Consider the following 23909-nt stretch of genomic DNA (forward strand, 5'->3'; position numbering starts at 1 on the left):
TGACAGGCGTAATGCCTGCGCGGAGAGATCTCCGCGCAGGCATTTTTCCGTGTGTTGAGTTGCTCAAAGCTTGAGTTCGTGACCTTCCAGCAGTTCCGGCGACACGTAGCCGAGCGAGCCGGAGGTCATGTAGTCCAGCTGGATCTTGAAGATACGCGCCGAATCCTTGTCGCGATTGGCATATTTGAACCAGATCGGCACCGCGACCTCGGTCATCAACTCCACATCGTCCTGCGTCAGGCGCGTCACTTCCGTACCGTCTGCCTCGAACTTCGCCCAGGCTTCCTGATCGGCCTTCTGGATCTTGGCATGGTGCAGGTCGGAATAGACGTGCGTTTCCATCTCCACGAACTGCCTCATCTGGTCCGACAGCGCATCCCACGAGCTTTGCGAGACCGTGATGTCCATAAGGTCGACCGGCTGGTAGAGCGACATGAAACCCGGAGGGCCCATGGAGATGTATTTCGTCACCTGCGAGAAGCCGAGGGCATAGTTCACCGCCGGGCCCACATAGTCGGCAACGTCGATCGTGCCCTTTTCCAGCGCGGGGAAGATTTCCGAGCCCGGCAGAACGGTCGTTTCCGCGCCGATCTCGGTGAAGACTTCAGCCACCATGCCGCCCGGCAGGCGCATCTTGCGGCCGCGGAAATCGTCGATCGAACGGATCGGCACCTTCGAGTGGATGATATTCGGGCCGTGATGGACGGGGCCGACGTAGTGCATGCCCTGCGCGGCATAAAGCTCGCGCGCGATCTCAAGTCCGCCGAGGCCGTAGAAGAAGACATCCCACTCATGCGGGTTGCGAAGGCCGAGCGGGTAGGACGTCAGGAACGTCGCAGCCGGGATGATGCCCTGCGCGTAGATCGTGAAGGGGTTCACCGCGTCGAGCACGCCGTTCTTCACAGCATCGAAAAGCTGGAAGTCGCCTACGACGTCATTCGCGCCGAAGGGTTCGAACGCAAGTTCGCCGCCCGTCTTCTCGACGATCGTCCCGCACCAGTCCTTGAAGATCTGAAGGCCCGCGCCGCCTGGCCATGAAGTCTGGATCTTCCAGGTGGTGCCTTGCGCCTGCGCATTGGCAATATGCGGCGCCGCCAGCGCGCTTGCGGCCGCCACGCCGGCGCCCGCTTTCAGGAATTTGCGTCGGTTCAGTCTGGACGTCATGGGTTTTCCTCCCTTATTGGCTGCTTCAACGGCCGGCCGGGTGGATGTTGATTTGTATGAGCCGGGTTGAAGCGCAGCCCCACGTTGCCTTCCCCAATAAAATATTATGATAGCCACGCCGTGAGGTGAGGTAAACCGCCGAGTATAATTTCCGAAGGACTTATTGTTTCCAATTTTGACAAGCTATTTCTCCGAAAAATTATATGCGTTGCATCAAGGCAGTTGCTGCACTGCAAATATTTAGGTGAGTAAAAATAATACTCTTAATTCCGTGACTTGGCGGAATCCTTGAAGAAATTCGGCCGATTCCATCGGGCGGCTTAAATCGTTTCAGTTAATACATCGAACCTCCAAGGGCAAAATGTTGCGTGCGGTCGAGCCTGTTCGCATGCCTTGATTGCGTCAGGCTGGCTGTTCGGAATTAAGCATGGGGTGTTAACGGCCCACTGTGCTGTAGCCAAGTTGCGAAAAATAAATAATATGAATGCGTCGGGTGTGGCTGAAAAGCCCCTGAAAACAAGCCCCCCACAATCTGTGTGTTCACACGGGAGGAGACCCATGAAGAAGATTCTGCTGGCTACCGCGTGCCTTTTCCTCGGCGCGGGGATCGCGAACGCTCAGGCGCCTGTGCCGGACAACCTCGAAAAGCTCTCGAACTTTCAGAGCACCGGAACGACCGAATTCACCTTTATCGATCAGACCGGCGAATATGCCGACGGCATCAAGAAGAACCTGGAACGCATCAAGATGCCGGCAGGCTTCAAGATCGAGCTTTATGCCGTGGTTCCCGACGCGCGGCATATGGCGGTGGGCCCGCAGGGCATCGTGACCTTTGTCGGTACCCGCAAGGACAAGGTCTGGGCGGTGACGGACCGCAACAAGGACCGTGTGGCGGACGAGGTGAAGGATTTCGCGCCATCGCTCAAATTCGCGATCCCGAACGGACCGTGTTTCTCCAAGGATGGTTTCCTCTATATCGCCGAGCAGAACCGGGTTCTGGTCTATCCGGCGGCAGAGTTCTTCTACGAAAGCCCGGATGTGGCGGCCTTCAACGTCGTCAAGCAGGGCGAACTCATCCCGCCGGAGGAAGAGAGCTACAACCACACGGCGCGCGTATGCAAGATCGGGCCGGACGGCAAGCTCTACATCTCCCTCGGCCAGCCGTTCAACGTGTCGCCGCCGGAAAAGCTCGACCTTTACAAGAAGGTCGGCATCGGCGGCATGATCCGCATGAACACTGACGGAACGGGCCGTGAAGTCTATACCTACGGCATTCGCAATTCCGTGGGGCACGACTTCCATCCCGTCACCGGCGAACTCTGGTTCACCGACAACCAGGTCGATGGCATGGGCGATGACATCCCGCCGGGCGAGATCAACCATCAGACGGCGCCAGGCCAGCATTTCGGCCATCCGTGGTATGGCGGCGGCAGCGTTCGCACGAAAGAATACGCCGAAGCGGCGGAAGTGCCGGTCGACGTTGTGATGCCCGCCGTGGAAACGGTGGCGCATGCGGCCGACCTCGGCATGCACTTCTACACGGGCGACATGTTCCCCGCGCACTACAAGAACGCCATCTTCTCTGCGCAGCACGGTTCGTGGAACCGCACGACGCCGGTCGGTGCCCGTGTGATGGTCACGCACATCGATGATGAGGGGAATGCGACCACCGAACCCTTCGCCGAAGGCTGGATCGACGAGAATGGCGAATATCTCGGCCGTCCGGTGGACGTCGCGGAGCTTCGTGACGGATCGATCCTCGTTTCCGACGATCTTGCCGGCGCGATCTATCGTATCTCGTACGAGGGCAACTGATGCTTCGTGCCGCAATTCTCATCCTGGGCGGGGTTTTCCTCGCCCAGGGTGCATTCGCACAGGACCTTGCCGGAGATCCCCAGGCCGGCCGGAAGAAAGCCGGCATGTGCCGCACCTGTCATGGGCTCGACGGTTATGCGAAAATCCCGATCGCCCCGCATATCGGCGGCGAACCTGCAAGCTACATTGCCAAACAGTTGAAGGCCTTTCGCCAGGGCACCCGCACCCATGAGATGATGAGCGTGGTTGCAAAGAACCTCGACGATCAGTCGATCGCCGATTTGGCGGCCTGGTATTCCTCCCATTCGGCCTCAGCTTCCTTGCCACAGGGCAAGGGTGAAGCCGATGCGCCGGAAGTCTGTGTCGCCTGTCATGGCGCAAACGGGATCGGCCAGGTGGAAAACGTTCCAAACCTCGCTGGCGAAAGCGCGATCTATATCGACACGCAGCTGAAAGCCTTCAGGCTCGGCAAGCGTACCGATGATGTGATGTCGGTAATAGCTACCGACCTTTCGAACGATGAAATTCGTGAAATCGCGGATTGGTATGCGTCGGTAAAGCTTGAAATCACGCAATCGCAATAAGGGGCTGGAAAGTCTCGTACGCGGCGCGGGCAATGCCTTGTTCGCGCCCGTCCTTTGCGCCCGACGACGGACGCGTCCTTGGCGCGCCTTGTCTCCTGCGTCACGCCAATTCCACGGTATATGGAACTTTACGTAGGCTCGCTCGTTCTCCCGAAACAAGCAAGGGAGACGAATGATGAACCCCCTTACGACGATTATTGCGGGTGCGGCACTTGCCCTGGCTCTTCCTGCCGCCAATCTGGCGCTCGGTCCGGCCGCCGGCGGTGCTTCGGCGGAAGAAACTCGCAAGGACCAAAGCCGCCTGCCTTTGGCTGAAAATAACGAGGCGGGCGGTGACGGCGCGTGCATTTCGCATGTCGAACTGCACGGCCCCAACGGCATCCGTTATGTGCTTCAGACATCCGATGGCATGACGCTTTACAGCGGCCGCCACCGTGCGAACGAGACCATCTTGTTCAAGAACCGCGATCTTCCGAGCATTACGACGAAGCTCACGCCGAATACCGATGCGACGGTCAAGATCGTCACTTCCAGCGCGCGGGATGGGGTTTTTGCGAAGTCCGCGAGATTGAACTGACGTTAACCGCTTGCCTGCCGCGGCCGTCGGGAACCTTTTCCGGAAACAGTTGATACCTGCCCGAATTCCTTAGAGGAATTCGGGCCTTTTTCTGACAAAATTGGATTCGATTGGTCGACTTGTAAGAATACACTCTGATCAACACAAAGGGCCAGGCGAAGCGGGCTGTGCGGAAGCAAAAATTTAAAATTTGTAATGTCCTTGCAAGACGCCACTCTGGTGAAGAAATGCATGAAATCAACGTCGGGGCCAGAGTAACGGAAACTGATGAGGCGCTATCTTCCATCCATCATTTTTCTTGTCGTCGCTGCCATTGGGGTGGCGAGGGGCGTATTCGCATGGCTGGACGGGGAGGCGGCGAACCGGGCGGTCTTTCAGAATGTGGCGCAAGAGGCGATTGCGCGCATCGAAACCCGTGTGAAGAACCATATCCTCCTGCTGCAGGCAACGCGGGCCTATTTCATCGCCGACGACAAGGCCGTCAATCGCAAGGAATTTTCGCGCTTCATTGAATCGATCGACCGGTACGAATATCTGGCCGGAGTGCAAGGTATCGGGTATGCCCCGCTCGTGCCCGCGGACGACGGTGATCTCGTATCCCGCGAGTTGCGCGCAAACTATGGCGTCGAACGGGCACCCTGGCCGCGGACCGATCAGGATCTGCGCACGCCGATCGTCATTCTGGAGCCGCAGAACGAGCGCAACAGGGCGGCACTCGCCTACGATATGTATTCGCAGGAAACGCGCCGCGCGGCGATGGAGCTGGCGATTTCGACGGGCGAGCCGCAGGCGTCCGGCAAGGTGGAGCTCGTCCAGGAAACGTCCGAGGACAAGCAGGCGGGCTTCCTGATCTATACCCCGCTTTATGCCGGTGACAAGGGCGGACCAGCCGTGGAACGCAAGCCGGCCGGTTTTGTCTATGCGCCGTTCCGGGTGGGCGACCTCTTTCGAGCGGCGCTGGGGCGAACGCCGGACCTGCCGGTGCATATTTCCGCTTATGACGGTTTCGTTGAAAATGAAGCTTTGCTGTTTCGCAGTGAAGGGGAGCCCGCGGAGTTTCCGCAGGAGATAGTCGAGACGCCGTCCCTTCAGGTCGCGGGCCGCACATGGCATTTCGAAATGCGGCCGTCCAGGGCCTTCGTCCCGGTGAACGAATGGCAAAAGCATGTCGTTTTCGCACTCGCTTCCATCCTGCTGGCGGCGGCCCTTGCCGCGTCCGCCCGCTGGCAGCAGCGCGCAATGGAAGCGGGCGAGAAGCTGACCCGGGAAACGCAGCGCAACCTTCAGGAGCGCGACTTGCTGCTTCAGGAAATGAAGCACCGCATCAAGAACATGATCGCGCGCGTGCTTGCCATCGCACGGCAGACGGCAAGGGGCGCGGACAACGTCGACGAGTTCGTCGTCTCGTTGACCCAGCGCCTTGAAGCGATGGCCGCGTCGCAGGATCTTCTGGCGAGGTCGAAGTGGCAAAGCGCGGACCTGCGCACGCTTCTCGTTCAGGAACTCAAACAGGTTTTCGGCGACGATATCGACGAGGCGACGCTTCACGGAGAAGCCGTGACGCTGAACGAGACAGCCGCTCAGGCCTTCGGGCTGACGTTCCACGAACTGGCGACCAACGCCTTGAAATACGGCTTTGCCCAGCATTCGGAAGGCCAGCTCAGCGTTTCATGGAGCAAGTCCGGGTCGGCGGCGGGTTCGCTCTTCCGCCTCGTATGGGTGGAACATGGGGACGGCGTGACGGGTTCGGGCGTGCCGGAGGGCGGCGGCTTCGGCACGAGACTGATAGATGCCTCGGTACGCATGGAGCTTGGCGGGCGGATCGAACGCAACAAGACCGAAGATCGCTTCGAGGTTATCATCGAGGTGCCGTTGAACGCGGTGGAAGCCCGGATTCCGCAAAATCCAGCCGCATCGTCCGCCGAAGGTGCACAGCAGGCGTTCGCGCCGAAAAGCTGATCCGAACACCGTCATGCCCGGCCGGGCGCAGCGAGCCGGGAACCGCAAGCGCACCTCGCGCGTTAAGGACGAAAGAAGGGGCCTTTCGTCCATGCATCGCCAACAGATTGCCTCGCGCCTGATATCTCCGCGGCGTAGACCGGTGGGAAACATCGAGACGATACTGCAAACCGCGTCGCGCGCGTCGGCGGTATTCCTCGGTACGGTCGGCCTTTTTCTGGTGCTCAGGAACGCTCAGTTCCTGTTGGCGCCGATTTTCGTCGCGATCATCCTGGGACTGATGTTCTCGCCCGTTGCCGCGTGGATGGAAACGCGGCGCATTCCGCCTTCGATGTCCGCCCTGGCGGTCGTTCTGCTCCTGCTTGTGATCATCGCGACCTGCGTCACGCTTTTCGCGCTGCCCTTGTCGGTTTGGATCGACCGTCTTCCGCTTATCTGGCGCAAGCTGCAATTCCAGATCACCGGCTGGGAGCCCTTCTTCGATTCCCTGTCAAACCTGCGCGATCAGCTTCGCGATATCGCCGGCCAAAGCTCGTCGATGACGGTGACGGTGGAGGAAGATTCGACCGTTGCCCAGATCGCATATATCGCGCCGACGATCTTCGCGCAGGTGCTCCTGTTCCTGGCAAGCCTCTACTTCTTCATCGCGACGCGGGACCGCATTCGCCTGAGTGTGCTTTCGCTTTGCTTCAGCCGTGCGGCCAAGCTGCGCGCGGCGCATTTCTTCCGCGATACGGAGCGCGATGTCTCCGCCTATCTGCTCTCGATCACCTTCATCAACGCCGCGCTCGGCTTTGCGGTGGGCATTGCGATGTTCGCCCTCGGCGTGCCTTCGCCAATGTTATGGGGCCTTCTCGCCTTCGCGCTCAACTACGTGATCTACGTCGGCCCCGCCTTGATGGTGGTGATCCTGCTTCTGGTGGGAATCGCGACGTTCAGCACCTTTCCCGCACTTCTGGTGCCGGCGGGCGCTTACCTCGGGCTCAATGCGCTGGAGTCCCAGTTCGTCACGCCGCATGTTCTGGGGCGCACGCTGACGCTCAATCCGTTTTTCGTGTTTCTCGCGCTTGCCTTCTGGCTCTGGCTTTGGGGCCCGGTTGGCGGTTTCATCGCCGTGCCGTCGATGCTGATCGTCTACGCCGCGCTCAGGAACGGGCTTCCCATGAGCCAAAATCAGTTGTTTTCCAGGAACGATTCCACCGCTCGCGGCGTTTCCCGAATGTAGGAACGCCGCTGGCGTCCGCTTTGGCACGATGCCGCCCCATGCGCACTTGAATGTGTTTAAGTGATAGTGTCCGCTAGGTAAATTCAGGCTGTTCGCTGAACGTCAGGAAACGGAGGTAATCCGAAATGGCTACTGCTGCACAAGGGAAGAAAACCAACGATGGAGAAAACGGCCCCACGGTGGCCGATGTCGAGGCCCAGATCAGGAAGGTGCGCGCGGAGATCGCCACGCTCGCCGAAACCATCTCGGCCGTGGGATCGGGCAAGGCGGGCGAGCTGCGCGGCGAAGCCGAACGCAGGGCCGCCGAACTTGCCGGAAAGGGTGAGGATATGGTGGCGGGCCTTGAGCGGGAGCTTGCCGATCTTGAGCGCAGCCTCGAGAAAACGGTCCGCGAGAGGCCCTTCGTTGCCCTTGGCGCAGCCCTGCTTGCGGGGCTTATGGCCGGCTTGCTGCTGCGCCGCTAGGAACCCTCGCGATGATGCGTTTTCTGGGAACGATCATGGGTCTGGCGGGCAGGGAAATCAGGGAGCGGCGGGACTGGTTCGCCGCTTCCCTGTTTCTTTATGCGGTCCTGAGCTTCCTTGCACTCGCCACCGCCGCGGCGCTGCTGGTCGCGCTCGGGATATTGGTCGCCCGGTATTACGGCCCCCTTGTCGGGTCGCTTTCCGTTGCAGGGCTTTGCATCCTTTTCTCGATTACGCTTCTGATCGGCTGGAAGATCGCGGCGAAAAGACATGCCGAACGCATGCGCCGGCGCCGCAGCGCCCTGTTCGATCCGGCTATAGCTTCGCTAGCGATTTCCGCATTGCCGCTTGGCCGTTCGGCCGGTGCGGGCAAGACGCTCCTTCTGGCTGCGGGGATGTTCGCCCTCGGGTTTCTGCTGGCTTCAAGGGGCGGTTCGAATGATGGGGAGGGCGGGAAGTAGCCCTCTCCAACGAACGGCCGGTCGCGGGTTGACCGGCCCTTTTCGTGTTGTCGGCTTCCTGAAAGCGTCTATTCCGCGAAGGCGCGTGCGACGATCGGTGCCGACACCGCGTCGGGCCCATAGTCTGCCTGACTGTCGACTTCCAGCGTTTCCTGCAGGTACTTTCGCGCGCGGTTGACCCGGCTCTTGATGGTGCCCACGGCACAGCCGCAAATTTCTGCAGCCTCCTCGTAGGAAAAACCGGAAGCGCCGACAAGGATCAGCGCCTCGCGCTGGTCTTCCGGAATTTTCGATAGCGCCGACTTGAAATCCTCGAGGTCGAGCCGGCCGTGCTGGTCGGCATGGACCGAAAGGTTTGCCGTCATCGCGCCGTCCGGGTCGCAAACCTCGCGGCCGCGCTTTCGCATCTGGCTGTAGAATTCGTTGCGAAGGATCGTAAAAAGCCACGCCTTGATGTTCGTGCCGGGGGTGAAGCTTTCCTGCTTTGCCCAGGCTTTCATGACAGTGTCCTGAAGCAGGTCGTCGGCCTGGTCCTGCCGCCCGCAAAGCGACATGGCAAACGCGCGCAGGTTCGGCAGGGCGGCAAGCATTTCGCGCTTGAAGGACGGGCGGTTTTCGACCGTGCCCCGGCCATCAGCCGGCGTGGTTGTCATGGCCCTTGCGCTCCGCTTCTTCCAGTTTCTCAAGTAGATCGAGGAATTTGTCGGGGATCGGCTCGGCCTCGATGGCCTGGTAGTAGGCCTTGAGCTTCCTGCCGATCTCCTGGTTCGGATCCTTCAGGAGCGGCCGCGAGCGCGCCTTTGCTCCTGATTTCGGCGATTTTACGTTCTTGCTCATGGTCACGCAGCTGTTTCTATGTGTCGGATTCCTAAGTCCTAACGTAGCAGCCCGAAAAAAGTTCCATCCGGATCGGAACTTTTCTCGGCGTCAGTCATTGTACGGATAGCCAGCCTATACGCCTGGGATGACACAGGGGAAATACATGACGACGCTTTCCAGCCGCATCGCGCCGCATCTGCCTTACCTGCGCCGTTTCGCAAGGGCGGTGACGGGGTCGCAGGCTTCGGGTGACGCTTACGTTGCCGCTACCCTTGAAGCGCTGATCGCGGATATCTCCATCTTTCCGCAAGCCTCGAACGATCGGGTCGGCCTCTACAGGCTCTTCTCGCAACTGTTCGACACCACGAAGTTGGACGTTCCCGCGAAGTCCTCTCCCTTCGCCTGGGAACAGCGGGCGGCGAGCAATCTTGCCAGGGTAACGCCCGAAGGGCGCAAGGCGTTCCTTCTGATTTCCGTCGAAGGTTTCGAAGTCGGTGAAGCGGCCGAAATCCTCGGTGTGACGTCCGATGAATTCTCCAGGCTCCTCTCGCGTGCTTCCGACGAAATTTCGAAGCAGGTCGCGACGGACATCATGATAATCGAGGACGAGCCGCTGATCGCGATGGATATCGAGGACCTGGTTCAATCCCTCGGCCACCGGGTGACCGGGATCGCGCGAACGCACGAGCAAGCCGTGGAGCTTTTCAAATCGTGCTCGCCGAGAATGATTCTTGCCGATATTCAGCTTGCCGACGGCAGCTCGGGCATAGATGCCGTCAACGACATCCTGAAGACGAGCCGGATACCGGTCATTTTCATCACCGCCTTTCCCGAAAGGCTTCTGACGGGCGAAAAGCCGGAGCCGGCGTTCCTCGTGACGAAGCCGTTCAACCCGGAAATGGTCAAGGCGCTGATCAGTCAGGCGCTGTTCTTCGATGGTGCCGACGAAATGGTCGCCTGATCGCCGAGTAATTATAATCGGGCAAAACAAGAAGCAAGGGAACAAGTCAAGCAGCGCGAGCGTTGTTCTTTCATCAGTCGATGAAGGAGAATGCAAATGCTCTATTGGGCGGTCGTGTTTTTTATCGTGGCAATAATCGCTGCTGTCTTCGGTTTTGGCGGTATTGCCGGGGCTTCGGCCGGTATCGCGCAGATACTCTTCTATCTGTTCCTGATATTGTTCGTTGCTTCGATCCTTATGAATTTCTTCAGGCGGGCGCGTTAATCTTTCCCGCCTGTATTTGTAGCCCTGTTCGGAGCGTCGGCGTATGCCGGCGCTCCATCAAGAATTTTTCGAGGTCTCGGTCGTACTGCGTATCGAAGTCGGGGTGCTGATGAAATCGCTGAGCAAAGTGCCGCACACCGCGCCGCCCACGGATGCAAATCTGCTGCGGGTGCTTTTGCGTGGAATGCGCAAGACCGGTGTGGCCATTCTCTATCAGGACAATTCCCTCAATTATATCGTGGCGGAAAACCTTCCCGAAGGCTGGCCGGCTTCCGCCGAATTCATTGACAAGGGCGATGCGGCGGTGTTTTCGGCCGATGTCGTGAGCCGGGTCGATGCAACGAAGCGCGAGGTTTTGCAGTCCGGGCAACCGACGCGTATCGAGGTTCCGCTTAGCGGCGATGCCGGCAGGCAGTGGTATGCGCTCAGCATCGAGCCGGATATTGGCCAGAACGGCCATATCGTGGGCCTGTTTTCCACCATAATGGACATTGGCGACATCAAGCGGCGCGAGGAGGTGCTGCGCGCCCTCCTGCGCGAAGTGAGCCACCGCTCCAAGAACCTGCTTGCGATCATTCAAAGCATCGCAACGCAAACGGCGAAGTCTTCGCCCACGATCGAGACGTTCCTGCTCGCTTTTCGGGGAAGGGTGCACTCGCTTGCCCATTCGCAGGATCTCGTGACGGCCTCGGATTGGCGCGGGGCGGACCTTTGCGAACTCGCCTATGCGCAGGTCAGGCTCTTTGCTGAGCGGGATTCGCCCCTTTTCCGCATTTCGGGGGTCGATGCGCATCTCTTGCCGAATGCGGCTCTTCATCTGGGCCTTGCAATCCATGAGCTTGCGGTGAATTCGGCCGCAAAAGGCGTACTGGCGGTTTCTTCGGGCGAAATCGAGCTCCGCGCGCAGGAAATGGTTGCGAAAGACGGCGAAGCGCGGCTTGTCGTGTCGTGGACTGAAAGCTTCGATCCGGACAAGGTGCCGAACATATACGGCGAGGGGCCATCCGAAGAGGGCAGGAAGACGCGGGATTTCGCGAAGGTCGTGCTTGGCCGGGTCGTGCCCCAGGCCCTGTCGGCCGATGTGGAATATGAGGTGGAGCCGGGTTACGTGCGCTATGTCCTGCGCATTCCTCCCACCCAATACGAGCGCACCTGACTGCCGGCCCCACCCGCGGCGAACTGGCCCGGCCCGCCGACAGCGGGCCGGGCCTTTCGTGACAAGAAAACGCTTCAGCGTTGAAAGCGCAAAAGAAAAACGGGAGGGCTTTCACCCTCCCGTGGAGTTGGGACCGGCCTTCAGGCGAACTCAGGCGAGTTCCGGCTGCGGATAATGCCGGTCCAGGCAGAGCGGAATTTCGTTCGGCGTTCGGGATTACTTGGTCAGGAAGTCCGGCAGGGGCGAGCCGAGCCACTTTTCATGGATCGCGTTAAGCGCGCCGGAATCCTTCTGCTTGGCGAGGAAGGCGTTGATATGCTCAAGAAGCGCGTCGGAACCGGGGCGTACGGCGATGCCCTGAACCTGCTGGCGCAGCTCGAACTTCTCCTCGAAACGCTCCGGCGCGATTTTTTCCAGTTCCGCGATCACGGTGTTCGAAGCGCCGATCGCTTCCACCTGGCCGGAGAGGAGGGCCTGTACCGCGCTCGCGTCATCGTCAAAGCGCTGGATATTCGCTCCTTCGGGCGCGATCTTGGTGATCGAAACGTCCTGGGTGCTCGCACGCGCGACGCCGATGTTGTGGCCGGCAAGCTTTTCGGCCGAGGAGAGGTCCACGTCGACCTGCCCGTAAAGCGAAATGCTGATGCCCGCGTAAGGGTCGGAAAAATCCACCTTCTCCGCTCGCTCCGGCGTGACGCCCAGCGATGCGACGAGCAGATCCACCTGGTTGCTCACGAGATAGGGAATACGGTTCGGCCCGGTCACCGGGACGAGGTTGACCTTGACGCCGAGGTCTTCGGCAAGTGCCCTTGCGACGTCGGCATCGTAGCCGTCGGGCTCGTTATTCTCGTTCATGATGCCGAAAGGCGGAAAATCGACCAGCATGCCGATATTGACGCTGCCGCGCTTCTTGATTTCCTCCGGCGTCTCGGCCGATGCCTTGTCGGTGGACGCCGTTGCCGCCAGCAGGCTCAAGCCCAAGATGGCTGCTGTTGTTTTCTTCATGAAATTCATCAGTTTCTTTCCCTTTGTCTGACCGGTGGCTACCGGTTTCCTCCCGCTTAGCGCGCGGCTGCGCGCGCCAGCTTTCGTTCGATCCGCCGCGCCGTCAGCGACAGCGGCCAGCAGATTGCGAAGTAAAGTGCGGCGACGATGCTGAAGACCGTGAATGGCTGGAATGTCGCGTTGTTTATGATCTGGCCGGCGCGCGCGAGTTCGGCGAAGCCGATGATCGAAGCGAGTGACGTGCCCTTGATGAGCTGGACGAGAAAGCCGACTGTCGGCGCGACCGCGATGCGGGCTGCCTGCGGCAGAACGATGAAGCGCATTCGGTGGGCGTAGCGAAGGCCGAGCGCGGTTGCCGCTTCCGATTGTCCCTCCGGCACCGCCTCGATCGACCCGCGCCAGATTTCGCCCAGGAACGCGCTTGCGTGCAGGGAAAGCGCGACCATCGCCGCAATCCATGCATTGATCTGGAAGCCGATGATATTCATGCCGAAATAGACCAGGAAAAGCTGCATGAGGAGCGGCGTTCCCTGGAAGAGGCGGATGAAGGCGGCCGCCGCCAGGCGCAGCGGCCTTGCGCCCGACGTGCGCGCGAGCGCGATTGCGAAGCCACCGATCCCGCCCCCGGCGAATGCGATCGCCGAAAGCGCCAGGGTCCATTGCGCGGCGGTCAGGATGAAAAGGAACTCATTCCATCCGAAGGGACGGATCATTGGCGTCGCTCCGGTCGGTCAGCGATTGATGGGGTAGGCGAAGTATCTCTTGTCGACAAGCGAGAAGAGCAAGGAGAAGGCGAGCGACATTGCAAGGTAAATCGCCGTGATAACGAAATAGACCTCGAAGCTTGCGAAGGTTTGCGACTGTATGTTGTTTCCCGCCGCTGCAAGATCGTCGGCGGAAATGACCGAAACGACGCTCGATGTCAGCATCAGGTAGATGAACTGGCTGGTGAGCGCGGGAAAGATCGCCCGAAGGGCGGGTTTGAGAACGATCAGGCGGAACACCTGAAGTCGGGTGAGCCCAAGCGCCGTGCCAGCTTCGATCTGTCCCTTGTGGATGGATTCGATCCCGCTGCGGATGATTTCCGTGCCATAGGCGCCGAAATTGACCACAAGCGCCAGCAGCGCGGCGGAATTCGGCGTGAGGCGCAGTCCGAGGGCCGGAAGGCCGAAGAAGATAAAGAAGATCTGAACCAGGAACGGGGTGTTCCTGATGATTTCGATATAGGCGTCGATCGCCCAGACAAGGGGTTTTGGGCCGGAGGTTTTCGCCCAGGCGAAGACGATCGAAAGCGCAAGTCCGATCATCATGGCGCCGACCGACAGCTTGATCGTGAGCCACGCTCCGAAGACGAGCTGGTCGAACGCGCCGATCACGGGAAGAAAGTCGAACTGGTACAATACGCCTCCCGGGGCAGCCGCGGCGTCGGATCCCGACGGCAGCCGAGTCGTTCCGTTTAAATCGATTTGATCGATCTAAAACGCATTTTTAATCGCGTCAATCGTATGATTTATTGCCCAAGCGTCATGAAGGCATTGCAGCAGCGCCGCTCGCTCTCCTCTTGCTCGGTTGCCGTTTGGCGAAGTTCGTCCGGTGACGCGCACGCATTGTTTTGCATGCCGGGCTGTCGCGTGCCTGGTCTCGTGATTGTGAACTTTCCCCGGGCTGAATGATCTTCGATCGTGCTGGATATACTTTCCAGTAATCTTATTATAACGTTGCGTATTCAATAATATATAAGAATTCCGCATATATTTTCTGCGCTATAATGAATGAGCAATCATTTTGATTGAATGTGGTTGTGCAATATTTTCGAAGCGATTTTTGGTTTATAAAAGGGTGTGTATGGCTGGGGAAAGCATGACCGGGCAAACCTGCGAACCGTTCGCGGTCGCTCGTTCGGTTTGGGCCGGCGCATATGTGTCCGGCGGTCGTGAAACTCCGTTTTGCGTATTCGCTGCGGCCGACGTGATCCGTAAGAAGGACCATCCGGATGTACCGGCTGATCACCTGCCTGTCTGAGGAACATGTAGCCTGGCTGCTTGGCGTCGCCGTTGTGATCAGCGTGCTTACCGGCATTGCGACATTCGGCCTGATGGACAGATCAAGGCGGGCGGGCGGGCTGGAGCTGCTGTGGATCGGGGCTGCCGCGTTCACGGCCGGCGCCGGCATCTGGGCAACCCACTTCATCGGCATGCTTGCTTACGAGCCGGCTGGCGGTTCGCTGGTTTCCTATGACACCTTTCTCACGGTTCTCTCGCTTGCCGCCGCCGTTGTGCTGGCCTTTCCCGCACTTTTCCTTTTGAAGTCGAGGGACAGTTTCGCGCGTGCGGGTGCTGCCGCGGCACTGGTGGTCGCGGCGATTTCGATCATGCATTTCGTCGGCATGAAGGGCGTCCAGGTGCCGGGGCGGTTCGAATACGACCGTTCGTATCTCGCCCTGGCCGTGGCGACGGGCTCGCTCTTCGCGCTGGGCTCCGCCTTCGCGTTCAAGCGTTTCGGCGGCTGCGTTCGCGGGCTCCTCGCGGCGGGCGGCATGCTCACGCTCTCCATCAACGCGTTGCATTTCATGGCGATGACCGCGGCATCGGTCGTGCCGGATCCGAGCGTGATCGTGGAAGGGGTGCTTCTGGAGAACGATGTTCTGGCAACAGGCATCGCCGGCGTGATGCTCGCCGTCATCAGCATTGCGGCTTGTGCGGTCGTCGCTGACGAGCGGCTGAAGGCGGCGCAGGACGAGGCGGCCCGCATGAACTCGCTTGCCGATGCCGTTGTCGAGGGGATCGCCGTGCTCGGCGACTGGACGGTGCTGGACGCCAATGCAAGCCTTGCGGCGATGTCGGGTCTCGGGCGGGGCGAACTTGTCGGACGCAGGTTCGAGGAAATCCTGCGTGCCGATGCGGATCTCGTTGTGCCGGACGCGGACACGCCGTCGGGCCCATTCGGCGGCTCGCTGGTGACGAGGCATGGCAAGAGCCTGCCCGTCGAAATCTATCTGAAGCGCGTTTCCTTCCGCGAAGGTGAGCGGACGATCGTTGCGGTTCGCGATCTCAGCGAGCGGGCGAAGGCAGAAGCGCGCATTCATTATCTCGCCCACCACGATCCTCTTACGGGTCTGCGAAACCTGACCTCCCTGCGCGGTGACCTTCCGCTCGCGGTTCGCCGCGCCGGGGTGGCGGGTTCCGGCAGGCTGGGCGTTTTCTATCTAGACCTCGACCGGTTCAAGGAAATCAACGATGCCTACGGCCACCCGACCGGGGACCGGCTGCTTCGCGCCCTGGCGGAGAGGATGGGGCGGCTGACGAACGAAAACGCCTACCGTCATGGCGGCGATGAATTCGTGATCGTCAAAAAGGATATCGGCGGCCCGCGGGATATCTCGTGTTTTGCCGAGCGTCTCATCGAGGAGCTGTCGCGGCCTTATTATTTCGATGGGCGTGCGATGCAAGTCGGCGTCAGTGTTGGCGTCAGCATTCTCGATGGCGACACATCGACTGCCGATGACCTGTTACGTTACGCCGACGTTGCGCTTTACCGAGCCAAAAGCGAAGGCCGGGGCGCATATCGCATTTTCGACAAGCGTATGGGCGATGCGGTCAGGGCCCGCCAGGAGGTGGAGCAGGAGCTTGAGCGCGCACTCGACAAGGGCGAGTTCGAACTCGCCTACCAGCCTCAGCTCGATGTCGCCTCGGGAAATATCAGAGGGTTCGAGACGCTGCTTCGCTGGCGTTCGCGCAGGCTCGGCAACGTTCCCTTGAGCGCATTCATCCCCGTGGCGGAGGAAAGCGGAGCGATCGAGGCGATCGGCGCGTGGGTGATCCGCGCCGCTTGCCTTGACGCAGCTTCCTGGGATGAACCGTTGATCGTTTCGGTGAACCTGTCTGCGGTCCAGTTTCGCCAGGGCGATCTTGTGGAAACCGTGCGTTCCGCGCTCGAGGACACGAATATCGACCCGGCTCGCCTTGAACTGGAAGTGACGGAATCCATCCTCCTTCACGACAGGGAAAACGCGGCGAGAATCCTGAACGACCTGCATAAACTTGGCGTGCGGATCGCCATGGACGATTTCGGCACCGGTTATTCTTCGCTCAGTTACCTGCAGGCCTATCCATTCGACATCCTGAAGATAGACCGCACCTTCGTCTCCCGCATCGGCAGCAGCGATCAGTCGAACACCATCGTGGAGATGATAATCGGTCTTGCGGGGGCCCTCGGCCTGACTGTCGTTGCAGAAGGTGTCGAAACGGATGAACAGGCGGAGTTCCTGAAGGGGCGCGGCTGCGGGATAATCCAGGGGTATCTGGTCGGTGAACCCCAGCCCATCCACGCCTATAGTAAAATCGTGCGCAACGATTTCCGCCAGGCGCCCGTCCGCCTCTTGCATGGCGCGGGGTCATAACCGTCAAACACCGGTAGGCAAGGGCGAAGGGGCACCATGGGCTGCTTATCCTTCACCGTCATGGCGCGGCATCGGAAACGCGGGATGGTCGATGGGCTCGTCCTCGCCGTGGTGGAATTCCACGAGATCGAATGTTGTCTCGTCGATCGCTGGCACGGACAGGTGCCCGCCGTAGCAGGCGCCTGTGTCGATATCGATGCGGTTGCGGCGCATCTGGGCCCTGCCTACGGGGTGTGGCCGTGGATGACGAACTTCGGCAGCGGGCCGTCGAGGTAAAGGAATTCGTCGCGAAACCAGATAAGGTCGTTCGGGTCCTGCCGTTCAAGCGGAACGCCGGGGCGAATGCCGGCGTGGACGAACATGAGGTCGCCGGCGATCCAGGACATTGCAAGACCTTCCGGAAAGCGGAGGCTGTGGGCCGGGATGGCGGCCTCGAAGTCTCGCGAAAGCTTTTCTAGTCCGACACGGATATCCCGTAGGAGTTGATGGTCTGCGTATCGCCGAAGGTGAGCCAGTACGCGTTCGCGGCCGGATCAACGAGAAAACGGAGCAGGCAATCCTCGTGGTTGCCCTTCAGCGGGATGTACGTTGCCGGAGTGAAGGGGTTGTTCGCCAGCCGCTCGTTCTCCGCCCGCCGTTGCCGCGAGCAATACTGACGCAACGGAATATAACTCGGTGCAGGCTTCTCGATTACCTTGTGATTTAGAGTTCGTTAATCATGTTGAACATTGAATGCGCGAGACACTTGTATTGATTGGACAGCTTTAGCGGATTTCAACCATGAGCAGGAATGTAACCTCGAAGACCGCCGATCCCCGGGGCGGTTCCTCGCTCCAGTCCCGTTACATGAAGATCTATCTGGCGATCATTATCGGCAATGCCGTGCTCTGGACGGTCGTCTTTTCGTTCATCTATTGACCGGATGACGCCACAGGGCATCGCCTCTTCCAAGGGTCATCGGCTCCGGCGCCGCGGTCATGCTTGAGGAAATCGCCTCTGGTGCGCCAAGTGCGCATAGTTTAAGGAACGGGCAGGCCGGAATTCGCTTGTCCGGCGGTGCCCAGGGTCTGGACCCATAAAATTGACGGAAATGGTATGAGTCGATTTGGTTGGATACAAGGAGCAAGGGCGCAGGAAACCAGGTCGGTTTTCAAGGCTTTGCGACAAAGTAGCCGGCCAGATCGGCAATATCCTTCGGACACCGAAACGACTTCGACCTGCTTCGTCGAAGGGCTTAAACGGGTGGCCGACCCGCTCCGCGCCCTTCTTCTTGCAGCATTTTGCCGTTTCAGGTGCCATTTGCATCAATATTATGGGTCCAGACCCTAGCAACCTTCGACACGACGATGCCTGAAATCAAGATTGCCGCCCTTTACAAGTTCGTTGACCTTGAGAGCCATGAGGCTTTGCGCGAGCCGCTTCTCGCGTTTTGCCGCTCTCGGTCGATCTTCGGCAGCCTGCTGCTCGCGCGTGAAGGCATCAACGGCACGGTCGCGGGCAGCCCCGAGGCGATCGGCGAACTGCTGGAATATCTGCGGTCCGACGAACGTTTTGCGGAGTTGGATGCGAAATTCTCCTATGCCGCGCGCAATCCGTTCAAGCGCATGAAGGTGCGCCTCAAGAAGGAGATCGTTTCGCTGGGCGTGGCGGCGGCCGATCCGCGCCGGCGTGTCGGGACCTACATCGCGCCTGAGGATTGGAACGCGCTTGTTTCGGATCCGGATGTGGTTCTGGTCGATACGCGAAACGATTATGAGGTCGCCTTCGGCCGTTTCCAGGGGGCCGTCGATCCCGGCACACGCTCCTTCCGGGAGTTCGCGGAATGGGTGAGGCAGGCGAAGGAACTTGAGGAAAAGCCCAGGGTCGCCATGTATTGCACGGGCGGCATTCGCTGCGAAAAGGCGACGGCGCTTCTCCTTAGCGAGGGTTTCGAGGAGGTCTATCACCTCAAGGGCGGCATCCTGAACTATCTGGAAAAGATGCCCGAAGCCGAAAGCCTTTGGTCCGGCTCCTGTTTCGTCTTCGACGAGCGGATCGCGGTCGACCATGACCTTGCTCCCACCTGGGGGCGGGACGCGCCGCGCGATGCTTTCGAGATCCTGCCGAGCGATGTGGTGGACACTGCGACCGGCAGCGGAAACCGGTAGTCGCTCCGATGCGGCTCACTCGTCGAAAGCGAAAGCGGTCTTGCGGGTGACGGTGCGGATTGCGAAGGAAGAGCGCATGCGCGTCACTCCCGGCAGCCGTGACAGATGGTCCTTGTGGATGCGTTCGAAATCCGTCGGATCGGCGGCGGCGATGCGTAAGAGATAGTCTGCATCGCCCGCCATCAGATAGCACTCCATGATCTCCGATGAGCGGCTCACCGCCTTTTCGAAGGCGCTTAGCACTTCGCTCGCCTGCGAAGTCAGGGAAATCTCCACGAAGATATCCATGCGCCGCGCGATCTTCTTCGGGTCGAGCAGCGCGACATAGCTGTCGATGACGCCTGCCTGCTCCAGCGCCTTCACCCGTCGCAGGCAGGCGGATGCGGAAAGGCCCACCGCCTCTGCAAGCTCGGCATTGGCGATCCGTCCGTCGCTCTGCAGCCGGGTCAGGATTTTCCGGTCGATCCGGTCGAGTTTCATTTTTGGCCTCGATCGCAGGGAATTCGATTTTTATCCGGGAATACGCTATATTATTGCGTCAGTAGAGCCGTACGCGTCAACTTCGCAAGAAAATGCTGGGTGAAACGCGCTATCCTCTCTCAATGATAAACGGCGCCGACGGAAAAGGGTTCTGGCGGCGCATCGGGAATTGGGAGGACGTCATGCGGATTGGTGTTCCGAAGGAAATCAAGAACCACGAATATCGCGTCGGCCTGACGCCGGCGAGCGTGCGCGAGGTTGTCGCGCATGGTCACGAAGTCGTCGTCGAGACGATGGCCGGAGCCGGAATCAACGCCGCCGATGCCGCTTACGAAGAGGCGGGCGCGAAGGTGCTCAAGACCGCGGCCGAAGTTTTCGCCGCCGCCGATATGATCGTCAAGGTGAAGGAGCCGCAGGCGGTCGAGCGCGCCATGCTGCGCCCCGACCATGTGCTTTTCACCTATCTCCACCTCGCTCCGGATGCGGAGCAGACGGCGGATCTCGTCAAGTCCGGGGCGACCTGCATTGCCTATGAAACCGTGACGGATGCGCGCGGCGGCCTTCCGCTTCTCGCTCCCATGTCGCAGGTTGCCGGCCGCCTTTCGATCCAGGCCGGCGCGACTGCGCTGCAAAAGGCGAACGGCGGCGCGGGCCTGCTGCTCGGCGGCGTTCCGGGTGTCGCGCCTGCAAAGGTCGTCGTGATCGGCGGCGGCGTCGTGGGCGCACATGCCATCACCATGGCGCTCGGCCTCGGCGCGGATGTCACCGTGCTCGATCGCAACGTCGATGTGATGGCTTCACTGTCGCATCGTTTCGGTTCCGCGCTTCGCACGGTCTACTCCACTGCCTCCACGGTGGAACAGTATGTGCTTGACGCAGATCTCGTTATCGGCGCCGTGCTGGTCGCCGGTGCGGCCGCGCCGAAGCTTGTCAGCGCTGACCTGGTCAAGCGCATGAAGCCCGGTTCGGTGCTGGTCGATGTCGCCATCGACCAGGGCGGCTGCTTTGCCACTTCCCACGCGACGACGCATACCGACCCGACCTATATCGTCGACGAGGTTGTCCACTATTGCGTCGCCAATATGCCGGGTGCCGTGCCGATCACGTCCACGAATGCGCTCAACAACGTTACGCTGCCGTTCGTGCTGGCCCTGGCCGACAAGGGCTACGAGAAGGCGCTTCTCGACGATCCGCATCTCCTGCCGGGGCTGAACGTCTACCAGGGGCAGGTGACTTGCGAAGCCGTCGCGAGCGCGCTTGGCTACGATTATCTGGCGCCGGAGCAGGCGTTGAAGGGCGTGCCGGCCGCGGCCTGACGCGCTTCCGTGCTCTTGAAGAAATGAAAAAAGCCGGCGGAGCGATCCGCCGGCTTTGCTTCTTGCGTGCCTCGAATAATTCTTATCAAGGGCAGGCGACGTAGTAGCGCCGGCCATATTGATCCGTCGCGATGCAGTTTTTCGGCGCGGTCGCCGCACCGATCACGCCGCCGCCGACCGCGCCGATCGCCGCACCCGCGACGGCGGCGCCCGCTCCGCCGCCGGTCGCCGCGCCGATGGCGGCTCCCGTCGCAGCCCCGAGACCGCCGCCGAGAAGTGCCCGGTCCCGCTGGCTGTCGGAACTGCAGCCGGCAAGCAAAAGCGAGCAGGCCGCAAGGGCCAGTATCTTGTTCATGCAAACTCCCTGCATTTAAAGCCCGGCCGTTTTCGGTCCGGCCGGGCCTTGTGGTTAGGTGATAGAGTCGAAGCCCGAAGTGTTACGGGCAGGCGACATAGTAGCGGCGGCCATAGCGGTCCGTCGCGATGCAGTTCTTCGGAGTGGTCGCCGAGCCGATGATGGCGCCGCTCGCAGCACCAACCGCACCGCCGACCAGCGCGCCGCCGACGTCGCCGGTCGCCGCGGCGCCGATAGCCGCACCTGTCGCGGCGCCGAGGCCGCCGCCCACAAGGGCGCGGTCGCTCTGGCTGTCGGACTGGCAGCCGGCAAGGAGAAGCGCGCAAGCCGCGGTGGCCAGGATCTTGTACATATTGCCTCCTGTCGTCATTGGCCGGAAGCCTCTTGGTCGATCTCCGGCCGTCCCTTTAGCCCGCCTTGTGGGCAGGTCACCCTTGTAGCGGCGGCCTTGACGGTCCGTCGCGACACGATTTTCCGGTTGCGGGCAAGGCTCAAGACAGCGCCGCCGGCACCCTCGATGCTTTGCCCGAATGCACGCCCTTCACGCCGCCGGTGGCTGCGTTGGCCATGGTCGCAAGTATGTCATTATGCACCAAACTTACCCAACGTCGCTCCCTAAACTTGAACTCGTGGCCTGATATTCGTTCAGTGGGCTTTTCACCATACCGTAAGGAAATATTGCACTCTATGCGCCATTTCGACCTTATTTGTGGATCCATCACCTGACAAATGTCAGCCGTTTTGCGGGATAATGTGATCCGCGTCACAACTGAAGGGTTCCTTGCATCTCCGCTTGATCACGTTCCATAGAGGAAACGCAATCGGTGCGTTTCCGGTTTCAATCCGCCTTTCCGCAATGCCCATTCCGTGCGAAGGCGGGGGTGGATTGTCCCGTTTCCACCTTCGCAGCTTCTGGACAATTGCGCCAAAATCGCGACAGCCTTCATGCTGGACATCACTTATCCAAAAAAGAAACAGGAGCGCCTGATGGCGAATGACGTTGAGACGAGGAAATTCCTGGAATGCGCGATTGCCGCCGGGGCAGGGGAAGTTCCTGCCGATCTCGTGATAAGGAATGCCCGGCTTTTCAGCGTTATCGACGGCTCCCTGACCGAAAGCGACATCGCGGTGGTGAGCGATCGTATTGTCGGAACCCATGCCGCGTACCGGGGCGAGAGGGAAATCGACGCCGAAGGGCGGATCGTCGTTCCAGGCTTCATCGACACGCATCTGCACATCGAATCGTCGCTGGTGACCCCTTTCGAGTTCGACCGCTGCGTTTTGCCGCATGGTGTGACGACGGCGATCTGCGATCCGCATGAGATCGCAAATGTCTGTGGCGTGGAGGGCATCCGCTATTTTCTGGATGCCTCCACGCGCACGCTGATGGACATTCGCGTCAATCTGTCCTCCTGCGTGCCGGCGACGGCGTTCGAGACCGCGGGCGCCCGGCTGGAGATAGAGGATCTGTTGCCGCTTCGCGATCACCCTTCGGTCATCGGCCTTGCCGAATTCATGAACTTTCCCGGCGTTCTCGCGCGCGATCCCGGCGCTATCGCCAAGCTTGCGGCCTTTCAGGACGGACATATCGACGGGCATTCTCCGCTTCTATCGGGTCTTGCGTTGAACGGTTATCTCGCCGCCCGCATCCGGACCGACCATGAGGCGACGACGGCCGAAGAGGCGCTGGAGAAGCTTTCCAAGGGAATGACGATCCTGATCCGCGAGGGTTCTGTCTCCAAGGATCTCGATGCGCTGGCTGGCGTGCTTACGCCCGACACCGCCTCCTTCGTCTGCCTTTGCACGGATGACCGCAACCCGCTGGACATCGCCGAAGAAGGCCACCTCGACAGCATGATCCGGCGGCTGATTGCCCATGGCGCGAGGCCGGTGGATGTCTATCGCGCGGCGAGCTGGTCGGCGGCAACCGCCTTCGGCCTGCGCGATCGCGGGCTGGTCGCGCCCGGATGGCGGGCGGATATCGTTCTTCTCGACGATTTGGAAGACTGCCGCGTTCACAAGGTCTTTGCCGGTGGGCGCGAGGCGACTGCGGAAGCCTTCGCGGCCCGGAAAACGGTCGCGCCTGTCGCGCTCGACAGCGTGAAACTGTCGAAGGTTTCGGCGAATGACTTCAGGGTGAGGGCAGGCGGCGCCAACGAGGCTTCGGTGATCGGCGTCGTCCCGGGGCGCATTATCACCGAGCACCTGAAAAGGACGCTCCCCGTCTACGGCGGGTTTCTCGACAGCGACCCGGCTCAGGATGTCGTCAAGGTCGCCGTCGTCGAGCGGCACGGCGTCAACGGCAACATCGGCCGGGGCTTCGTCTCGGGGTTTGGCCTGCGGCGTGGGGCGATCGCGTCATCGGTCGGCCATGACAGCCATAACATTTGCGTAATCGGCGCCGACGATTCGTCCATGGCAACCGCCGTCAACCGCCTTGTGGAGCTCAAGGGAGGTTTCGCCGTCGCCGAAGGGGAGCGCATTCTTGCCGAACTGGCGCTGCCGCTCGCGGGCCTCATGAGCCTTGAACCTTTCGAGACGGTCGGGCAAGCGCTGGAACGCTTGCGCGAGGCGGCGAAGGAGATCGGCTGCACCTTGCCAGAGCCTTTCCTTCAGGTTGCCTTTCTGCCGCTGCCCGTCATCCCGCACCTCAAGATCACCGACCGTGGGCTTTTCGATGCCGATCGTTTCGAGCTCATCGGCTGACGTTTAAGGCTGAAAGGACCATGACATGCAATCACTTGATGTGATGTGAGCC

The 23909-nt window shown here is 60.5% G+C and carries 27 protein-coding genes; 15 read left to right on the plus strand and 12 right to left on the minus strand.

The features are described from left to right. Positions 1-63 precede the first annotated feature (63 nt). Positions 64-1164 carry a TRAP transporter substrate-binding protein DctP gene (dctP, locus tag GR183_RS01840; protein WP_160773872.1) on the minus strand — a complete coding sequence of 367 codons (1101 nt, stop codon included), beginning with the start codon at positions 1162-1164 and terminating at the stop codon, positions 64-66. 558 nt (positions 1165-1722) lie between these two features. Between dctP and GR183_RS01845 the strand changes: the two genes are divergently transcribed. From GR183_RS01845 to GR183_RS01875, 7 genes are all read left to right on the plus strand, one after another. Next, positions 1723-2979, plus strand: coding sequence for a PQQ-dependent sugar dehydrogenase (locus GR183_RS01845; RefSeq protein ID WP_160773873.1), 1257 nt, complete (start codon positions 1723-1725; stop codon positions 2977-2979). Then, complete coding sequence (locus GR183_RS01850) at positions 2979-3563, plus strand: c-type cytochrome (RefSeq protein WP_160773874.1); 585 nt, start codon at positions 2979-2981, stop codon at positions 3561-3563. Before GR183_RS01845 ends, GR183_RS01850 begins: the two co-directional genes overlap by 1 nt. 175 nt (positions 3564-3738) lie before the next feature. Next, positions 3739-4140 carry a hypothetical protein gene (locus GR183_RS01855; RefSeq protein WP_160773875.1) on the plus strand — a complete coding sequence of 134 codons (402 nt, stop codon included), beginning with the start codon at positions 3739-3741 and terminating at the stop codon, positions 4138-4140. A gap of 267 nt (positions 4141-4407) precedes the next feature. Further along, entirely contained in the window at positions 4408-6099 is a 1692-nt protein-coding gene (locus GR183_RS01860) for a CHASE domain-containing protein (protein ID WP_160773876.1), read from the plus strand. Positions 6100-6241: 142 nt separating this feature from the next. Continuing rightward, a complete protein-coding gene (locus GR183_RS01865) occupies positions 6242-7324 on the plus strand; it encodes an AI-2E family transporter (RefSeq protein ID WP_160773877.1) in 1083 nt (360 codons plus the stop codon). 125 nt (positions 7325-7449) lie between these two features. After that, positions 7450-7788: a DUF883 family protein gene (locus GR183_RS01870; protein WP_160773878.1), complete on the plus strand. Its 339-nt coding sequence runs from the start codon at positions 7450-7452 to the stop codon at positions 7786-7788. A gap of 11 nt (positions 7789-7799) precedes the next feature. After that, a complete protein-coding gene (locus GR183_RS01875) occupies positions 7800-8249 on the plus strand; it encodes a hypothetical protein (protein WP_160773879.1) in 450 nt (149 codons plus the stop codon). 68 nt (positions 8250-8317) lie between these two features. On the opposite strand, the gene GR183_RS01880 is transcribed toward GR183_RS01875, so the two are convergent. Together GR183_RS01880 and GR183_RS01885 are read right to left on the minus strand one after the other, a co-directional pair. Then, the gene (locus GR183_RS01880) at positions 8318-8902 is read right to left on the minus strand and encodes an RNA polymerase sigma factor (RefSeq protein WP_160773880.1); all 585 of its coding nucleotides are present in this window, start codon (positions 8900-8902) and stop codon (positions 8318-8320) included. Further along, positions 8883-9086 carry a NepR family anti-sigma factor gene (locus tag GR183_RS01885; protein WP_160773881.1) on the minus strand — a complete coding sequence of 68 codons (204 nt, stop codon included), beginning with the start codon at positions 9084-9086 and terminating at the stop codon, positions 8883-8885. Before GR183_RS01885 ends, GR183_RS01880 begins: the two co-directional genes overlap by 20 nt. Positions 9087-9231: 145 nt before the next feature. On the opposite strand from GR183_RS01885, the gene GR183_RS01890 reads away from it, so the two are divergent. The 3 genes from GR183_RS01890 (at position 9232) to GR183_RS01900 (ending at position 11449) form a co-directional block, all read left to right on the plus strand. Next, complete coding sequence (locus GR183_RS01890) at positions 9232-10029, plus strand: response regulator (RefSeq protein ID WP_160773882.1); 798 nt, start codon at positions 9232-9234, stop codon at positions 10027-10029. Positions 10030-10125: 96 nt separating this feature from the next. Then, a complete protein-coding gene (locus GR183_RS01895) occupies positions 10126-10293 on the plus strand; it encodes a DUF1328 domain-containing protein (RefSeq protein WP_160773883.1) in 168 nt (55 codons plus the stop codon). A gap of 43 nt (positions 10294-10336) precedes the next feature. After that, entirely contained in the window at positions 10337-11449 is a 1113-nt protein-coding gene (locus tag GR183_RS01900) for a sensor histidine kinase (RefSeq protein WP_160773884.1), read from the plus strand. A gap of 216 nt (positions 11450-11665) precedes the next feature. Here GR183_RS01900 and GR183_RS01905 read toward each other — a convergent pair whose 3' ends face one another. From GR183_RS01905 to GR183_RS01915, 3 genes are read right to left on the minus strand one after another with little or no spacing between them, the layout of a single operon-like run. Next, positions 11666-12463 (minus strand): transporter substrate-binding domain-containing protein, encoded by a 798-nt coding sequence (locus GR183_RS01905; protein WP_160773885.1) that lies wholly within the window; start codon positions 12461-12463, stop codon positions 11666-11668. Between the two features lie 47 nt (positions 12464-12510). Next, positions 12511-13167, minus strand: a complete 657-nt coding sequence (locus tag GR183_RS01910; RefSeq protein WP_160773886.1) for an amino acid ABC transporter permease — start codon at positions 13165-13167, stop codon at positions 12511-12513. Between the two features lie 18 nt (positions 13168-13185). Beyond that, positions 13186-13854: an amino acid ABC transporter permease gene (locus tag GR183_RS01915; RefSeq protein WP_160773887.1), complete on the minus strand. Its 669-nt coding sequence runs from the start codon at positions 13852-13854 to the stop codon at positions 13186-13188. Positions 13855-14447: 593 nt separating this feature from the next. Here GR183_RS01915 and GR183_RS01920 point away from each other — a divergent pair. Next, entirely contained in the window at positions 14448-16853 is a 2406-nt protein-coding gene (locus tag GR183_RS01920) for a bifunctional diguanylate cyclase/phosphodiesterase (RefSeq protein WP_160773888.1), read from the plus strand. Between the two features lie 45 nt (positions 16854-16898). Here the strand turns inward: GR183_RS01920 and GR183_RS01925 are convergent, their stop codons facing one another. From GR183_RS01925 to GR183_RS01935, 3 genes are all read right to left on the minus strand, one after another. Continuing rightward, positions 16899-17066, minus strand: coding sequence for a hypothetical protein (locus GR183_RS01925; protein WP_160773889.1), 168 nt, complete (start codon positions 17064-17066; stop codon positions 16899-16901). 11 nt (positions 17067-17077) lie between these two features. Further along, positions 17078-17239 carry a metallophosphoesterase family protein gene (locus tag GR183_RS01930; RefSeq protein WP_160773890.1) on the minus strand — a complete coding sequence of 54 codons (162 nt, stop codon included), beginning with the start codon at positions 17237-17239 and terminating at the stop codon, positions 17078-17080. A 68-nt stretch (positions 17240-17307) separates the two neighbouring features. Next, complete coding sequence (locus GR183_RS01935; protein WP_160773891.1) at positions 17308-17514, minus strand: hypothetical protein; 207 nt, start codon at positions 17512-17514, stop codon at positions 17308-17310. A 119-nt stretch (positions 17515-17633) separates the two neighbouring features. Between GR183_RS01935 and GR183_RS01940 the strand changes: the two genes are divergently transcribed. Then, positions 17634-17771, plus strand: coding sequence for a hypothetical protein (locus GR183_RS01940; protein WP_160773892.1), 138 nt, complete (start codon positions 17634-17636; stop codon positions 17769-17771). A gap of 428 nt (positions 17772-18199) precedes the next feature. Further along, the gene (trhO, locus tag GR183_RS01945) at positions 18200-19000 is read left to right on the plus strand and encodes an oxygen-dependent tRNA uridine(34) hydroxylase TrhO (protein WP_160773893.1); all 801 of its coding nucleotides are present in this window, start codon (positions 18200-18202) and stop codon (positions 18998-19000) included. Positions 19001-19015: 15 nt separating this feature from the next. Here the strand turns inward: trhO and GR183_RS01950 are convergent, their stop codons facing one another. Continuing rightward, positions 19016-19480, minus strand: coding sequence for an Lrp/AsnC family transcriptional regulator (locus GR183_RS01950; RefSeq protein WP_160773894.1), 465 nt, complete (start codon positions 19478-19480; stop codon positions 19016-19018). A 182-nt stretch (positions 19481-19662) separates the two neighbouring features. Between GR183_RS01950 and ald the strand changes: the two genes are divergently transcribed. Then, on the plus strand, positions 19663-20796 hold the full coding sequence (ald, locus tag GR183_RS01955; protein WP_160773895.1) for an alanine dehydrogenase: 1134 nt from the start codon (positions 19663-19665) through the stop codon (positions 20794-20796). An 85-nt stretch (positions 20797-20881) separates the two neighbouring features. Here the strand turns inward: ald and GR183_RS01960 are convergent, their stop codons facing one another. Next, positions 20882-21151 carry a YMGG-like glycine zipper-containing protein gene (locus GR183_RS01960; protein ID WP_160773896.1) on the minus strand — a complete coding sequence of 90 codons (270 nt, stop codon included), beginning with the start codon at positions 21149-21151 and terminating at the stop codon, positions 20882-20884. Between the two features lie 82 nt (positions 21152-21233). Further along, positions 21234-21503, minus strand: coding sequence for a YMGG-like glycine zipper-containing protein (locus tag GR183_RS01965; protein WP_160773897.1), 270 nt, complete (start codon positions 21501-21503; stop codon positions 21234-21236). A gap of 635 nt (positions 21504-22138) precedes the next feature. On the opposite strand from GR183_RS01965, the gene ade reads away from it, so the two are divergent. After that, positions 22139-23857 carry an adenine deaminase gene (gene ade / locus GR183_RS01970; RefSeq protein WP_160773898.1) on the plus strand — a complete coding sequence of 573 codons (1719 nt, stop codon included), beginning with the start codon at positions 22139-22141 and terminating at the stop codon, positions 23855-23857. The last annotated feature ends 52 nt before the right edge of the window (positions 23858-23909 follow it).

Source organism: Stappia sediminis (genome assembly GCF_009826895.1).
In the GTDB taxonomy this organism is placed as follows: Bacteria; Pseudomonadota; Alphaproteobacteria; order Rhizobiales; family Stappiaceae; genus Hongsoonwoonella; species Hongsoonwoonella sediminis.

Bases quoted from the DNA above. Each gene is read 5' to 3' on its own strand.
- GR183_RS01950 (WP_160773894.1), bottom strand. From the start codon at position 19,480: ATGAAACTCGACCGGATCGACCGGAAAATCCTGACCCGGCTGCAGAGC.
- GR183_RS01965 (WP_160773897.1), bottom strand. From the start codon at position 21,503: ATGTACAAGATCCTGGCCACCGCGGCTTGCGCGCTTCTCCTTGCCGGC.
- trhO (WP_160773893.1), top strand. From the start codon at position 18,200: ATGCCTGAAATCAAGATTGCCGCCCTTTACAAGTTCGTTGACCTTGAG.
- GR183_RS01905 (WP_160773885.1), bottom strand. From the start codon at position 12,463: ATGAATTTCATGAAGAAAACAACAGCAGCCATCTTGGGCTTGAGCCTG.
- GR183_RS01850 (WP_160773874.1), top strand. From the start codon at position 2,979: ATGCTTCGTGCCGCAATTCTCATCCTGGGCGGGGTTTTCCTCGCCCAG.
- ald (WP_160773895.1), top strand. From the start codon at position 19,663: ATGCGGATTGGTGTTCCGAAGGAAATCAAGAACCACGAATATCGCGTC.
- GR183_RS01880 (WP_160773880.1), bottom strand. From the start codon at position 8,902: ATGACAACCACGCCGGCTGATGGCCGGGGCACGGTCGAAAACCGCCCG.
- GR183_RS01855 (WP_160773875.1), top strand. From the start codon at position 3,739: ATGAACCCCCTTACGACGATTATTGCGGGTGCGGCACTTGCCCTGGCT.
- GR183_RS01900 (WP_160773884.1), top strand. From the start codon at position 10,337: ATGCCGGCGCTCCATCAAGAATTTTTCGAGGTCTCGGTCGTACTGCGT.
- GR183_RS01930 (WP_160773890.1), bottom strand. From the start codon at position 17,239: ATGTCCTGGATCGCCGGCGACCTCATGTTCGTCCACGCCGGCATTCGC.
- GR183_RS01940 (WP_160773892.1), top strand. From the start codon at position 17,634: ATGAGCAGGAATGTAACCTCGAAGACCGCCGATCCCCGGGGCGGTTCC.
- GR183_RS01910 (WP_160773886.1), bottom strand. From the start codon at position 13,167: ATGATCCGTCCCTTCGGATGGAATGAGTTCCTTTTCATCCTGACCGCC.
- GR183_RS01860 (WP_160773876.1), top strand. From the start codon at position 4,408: ATGAGGCGCTATCTTCCATCCATCATTTTTCTTGTCGTCGCTGCCATT.
- GR183_RS01920 (WP_160773888.1), top strand. From the start codon at position 14,448: ATGTACCGGCTGATCACCTGCCTGTCTGAGGAACATGTAGCCTGGCTG.
- ade (WP_160773898.1), top strand. From the start codon at position 22,139: ATGGCGAATGACGTTGAGACGAGGAAATTCCTGGAATGCGCGATTGCC.
- dctP (WP_160773872.1), bottom strand. From the start codon at position 1,164: ATGACGTCCAGACTGAACCGACGCAAATTCCTGAAAGCGGGCGCCGGC.
- GR183_RS01885 (WP_160773881.1), bottom strand. From the start codon at position 9,086: ATGAGCAAGAACGTAAAATCGCCGAAATCAGGAGCAAAGGCGCGCTCG.
- GR183_RS01895 (WP_160773883.1), top strand. From the start codon at position 10,126: ATGCTCTATTGGGCGGTCGTGTTTTTTATCGTGGCAATAATCGCTGCT.
- GR183_RS01925 (WP_160773889.1), bottom strand. From the start codon at position 17,066: ATGCGCCGCAACCGCATCGATATCGACACAGGCGCCTGCTACGGCGGG.
- GR183_RS01875 (WP_160773879.1), top strand. From the start codon at position 7,800: ATGATGCGTTTTCTGGGAACGATCATGGGTCTGGCGGGCAGGGAAATC.
- GR183_RS01845 (WP_160773873.1), top strand. From the start codon at position 1,723: ATGAAGAAGATTCTGCTGGCTACCGCGTGCCTTTTCCTCGGCGCGGGG.
- GR183_RS01870 (WP_160773878.1), top strand. From the start codon at position 7,450: ATGGCTACTGCTGCACAAGGGAAGAAAACCAACGATGGAGAAAACGGC.
- GR183_RS01890 (WP_160773882.1), top strand. From the start codon at position 9,232: ATGACGACGCTTTCCAGCCGCATCGCGCCGCATCTGCCTTACCTGCGC.
- GR183_RS01960 (WP_160773896.1), bottom strand. From the start codon at position 21,151: ATGAACAAGATACTGGCCCTTGCGGCCTGCTCGCTTTTGCTTGCCGGC.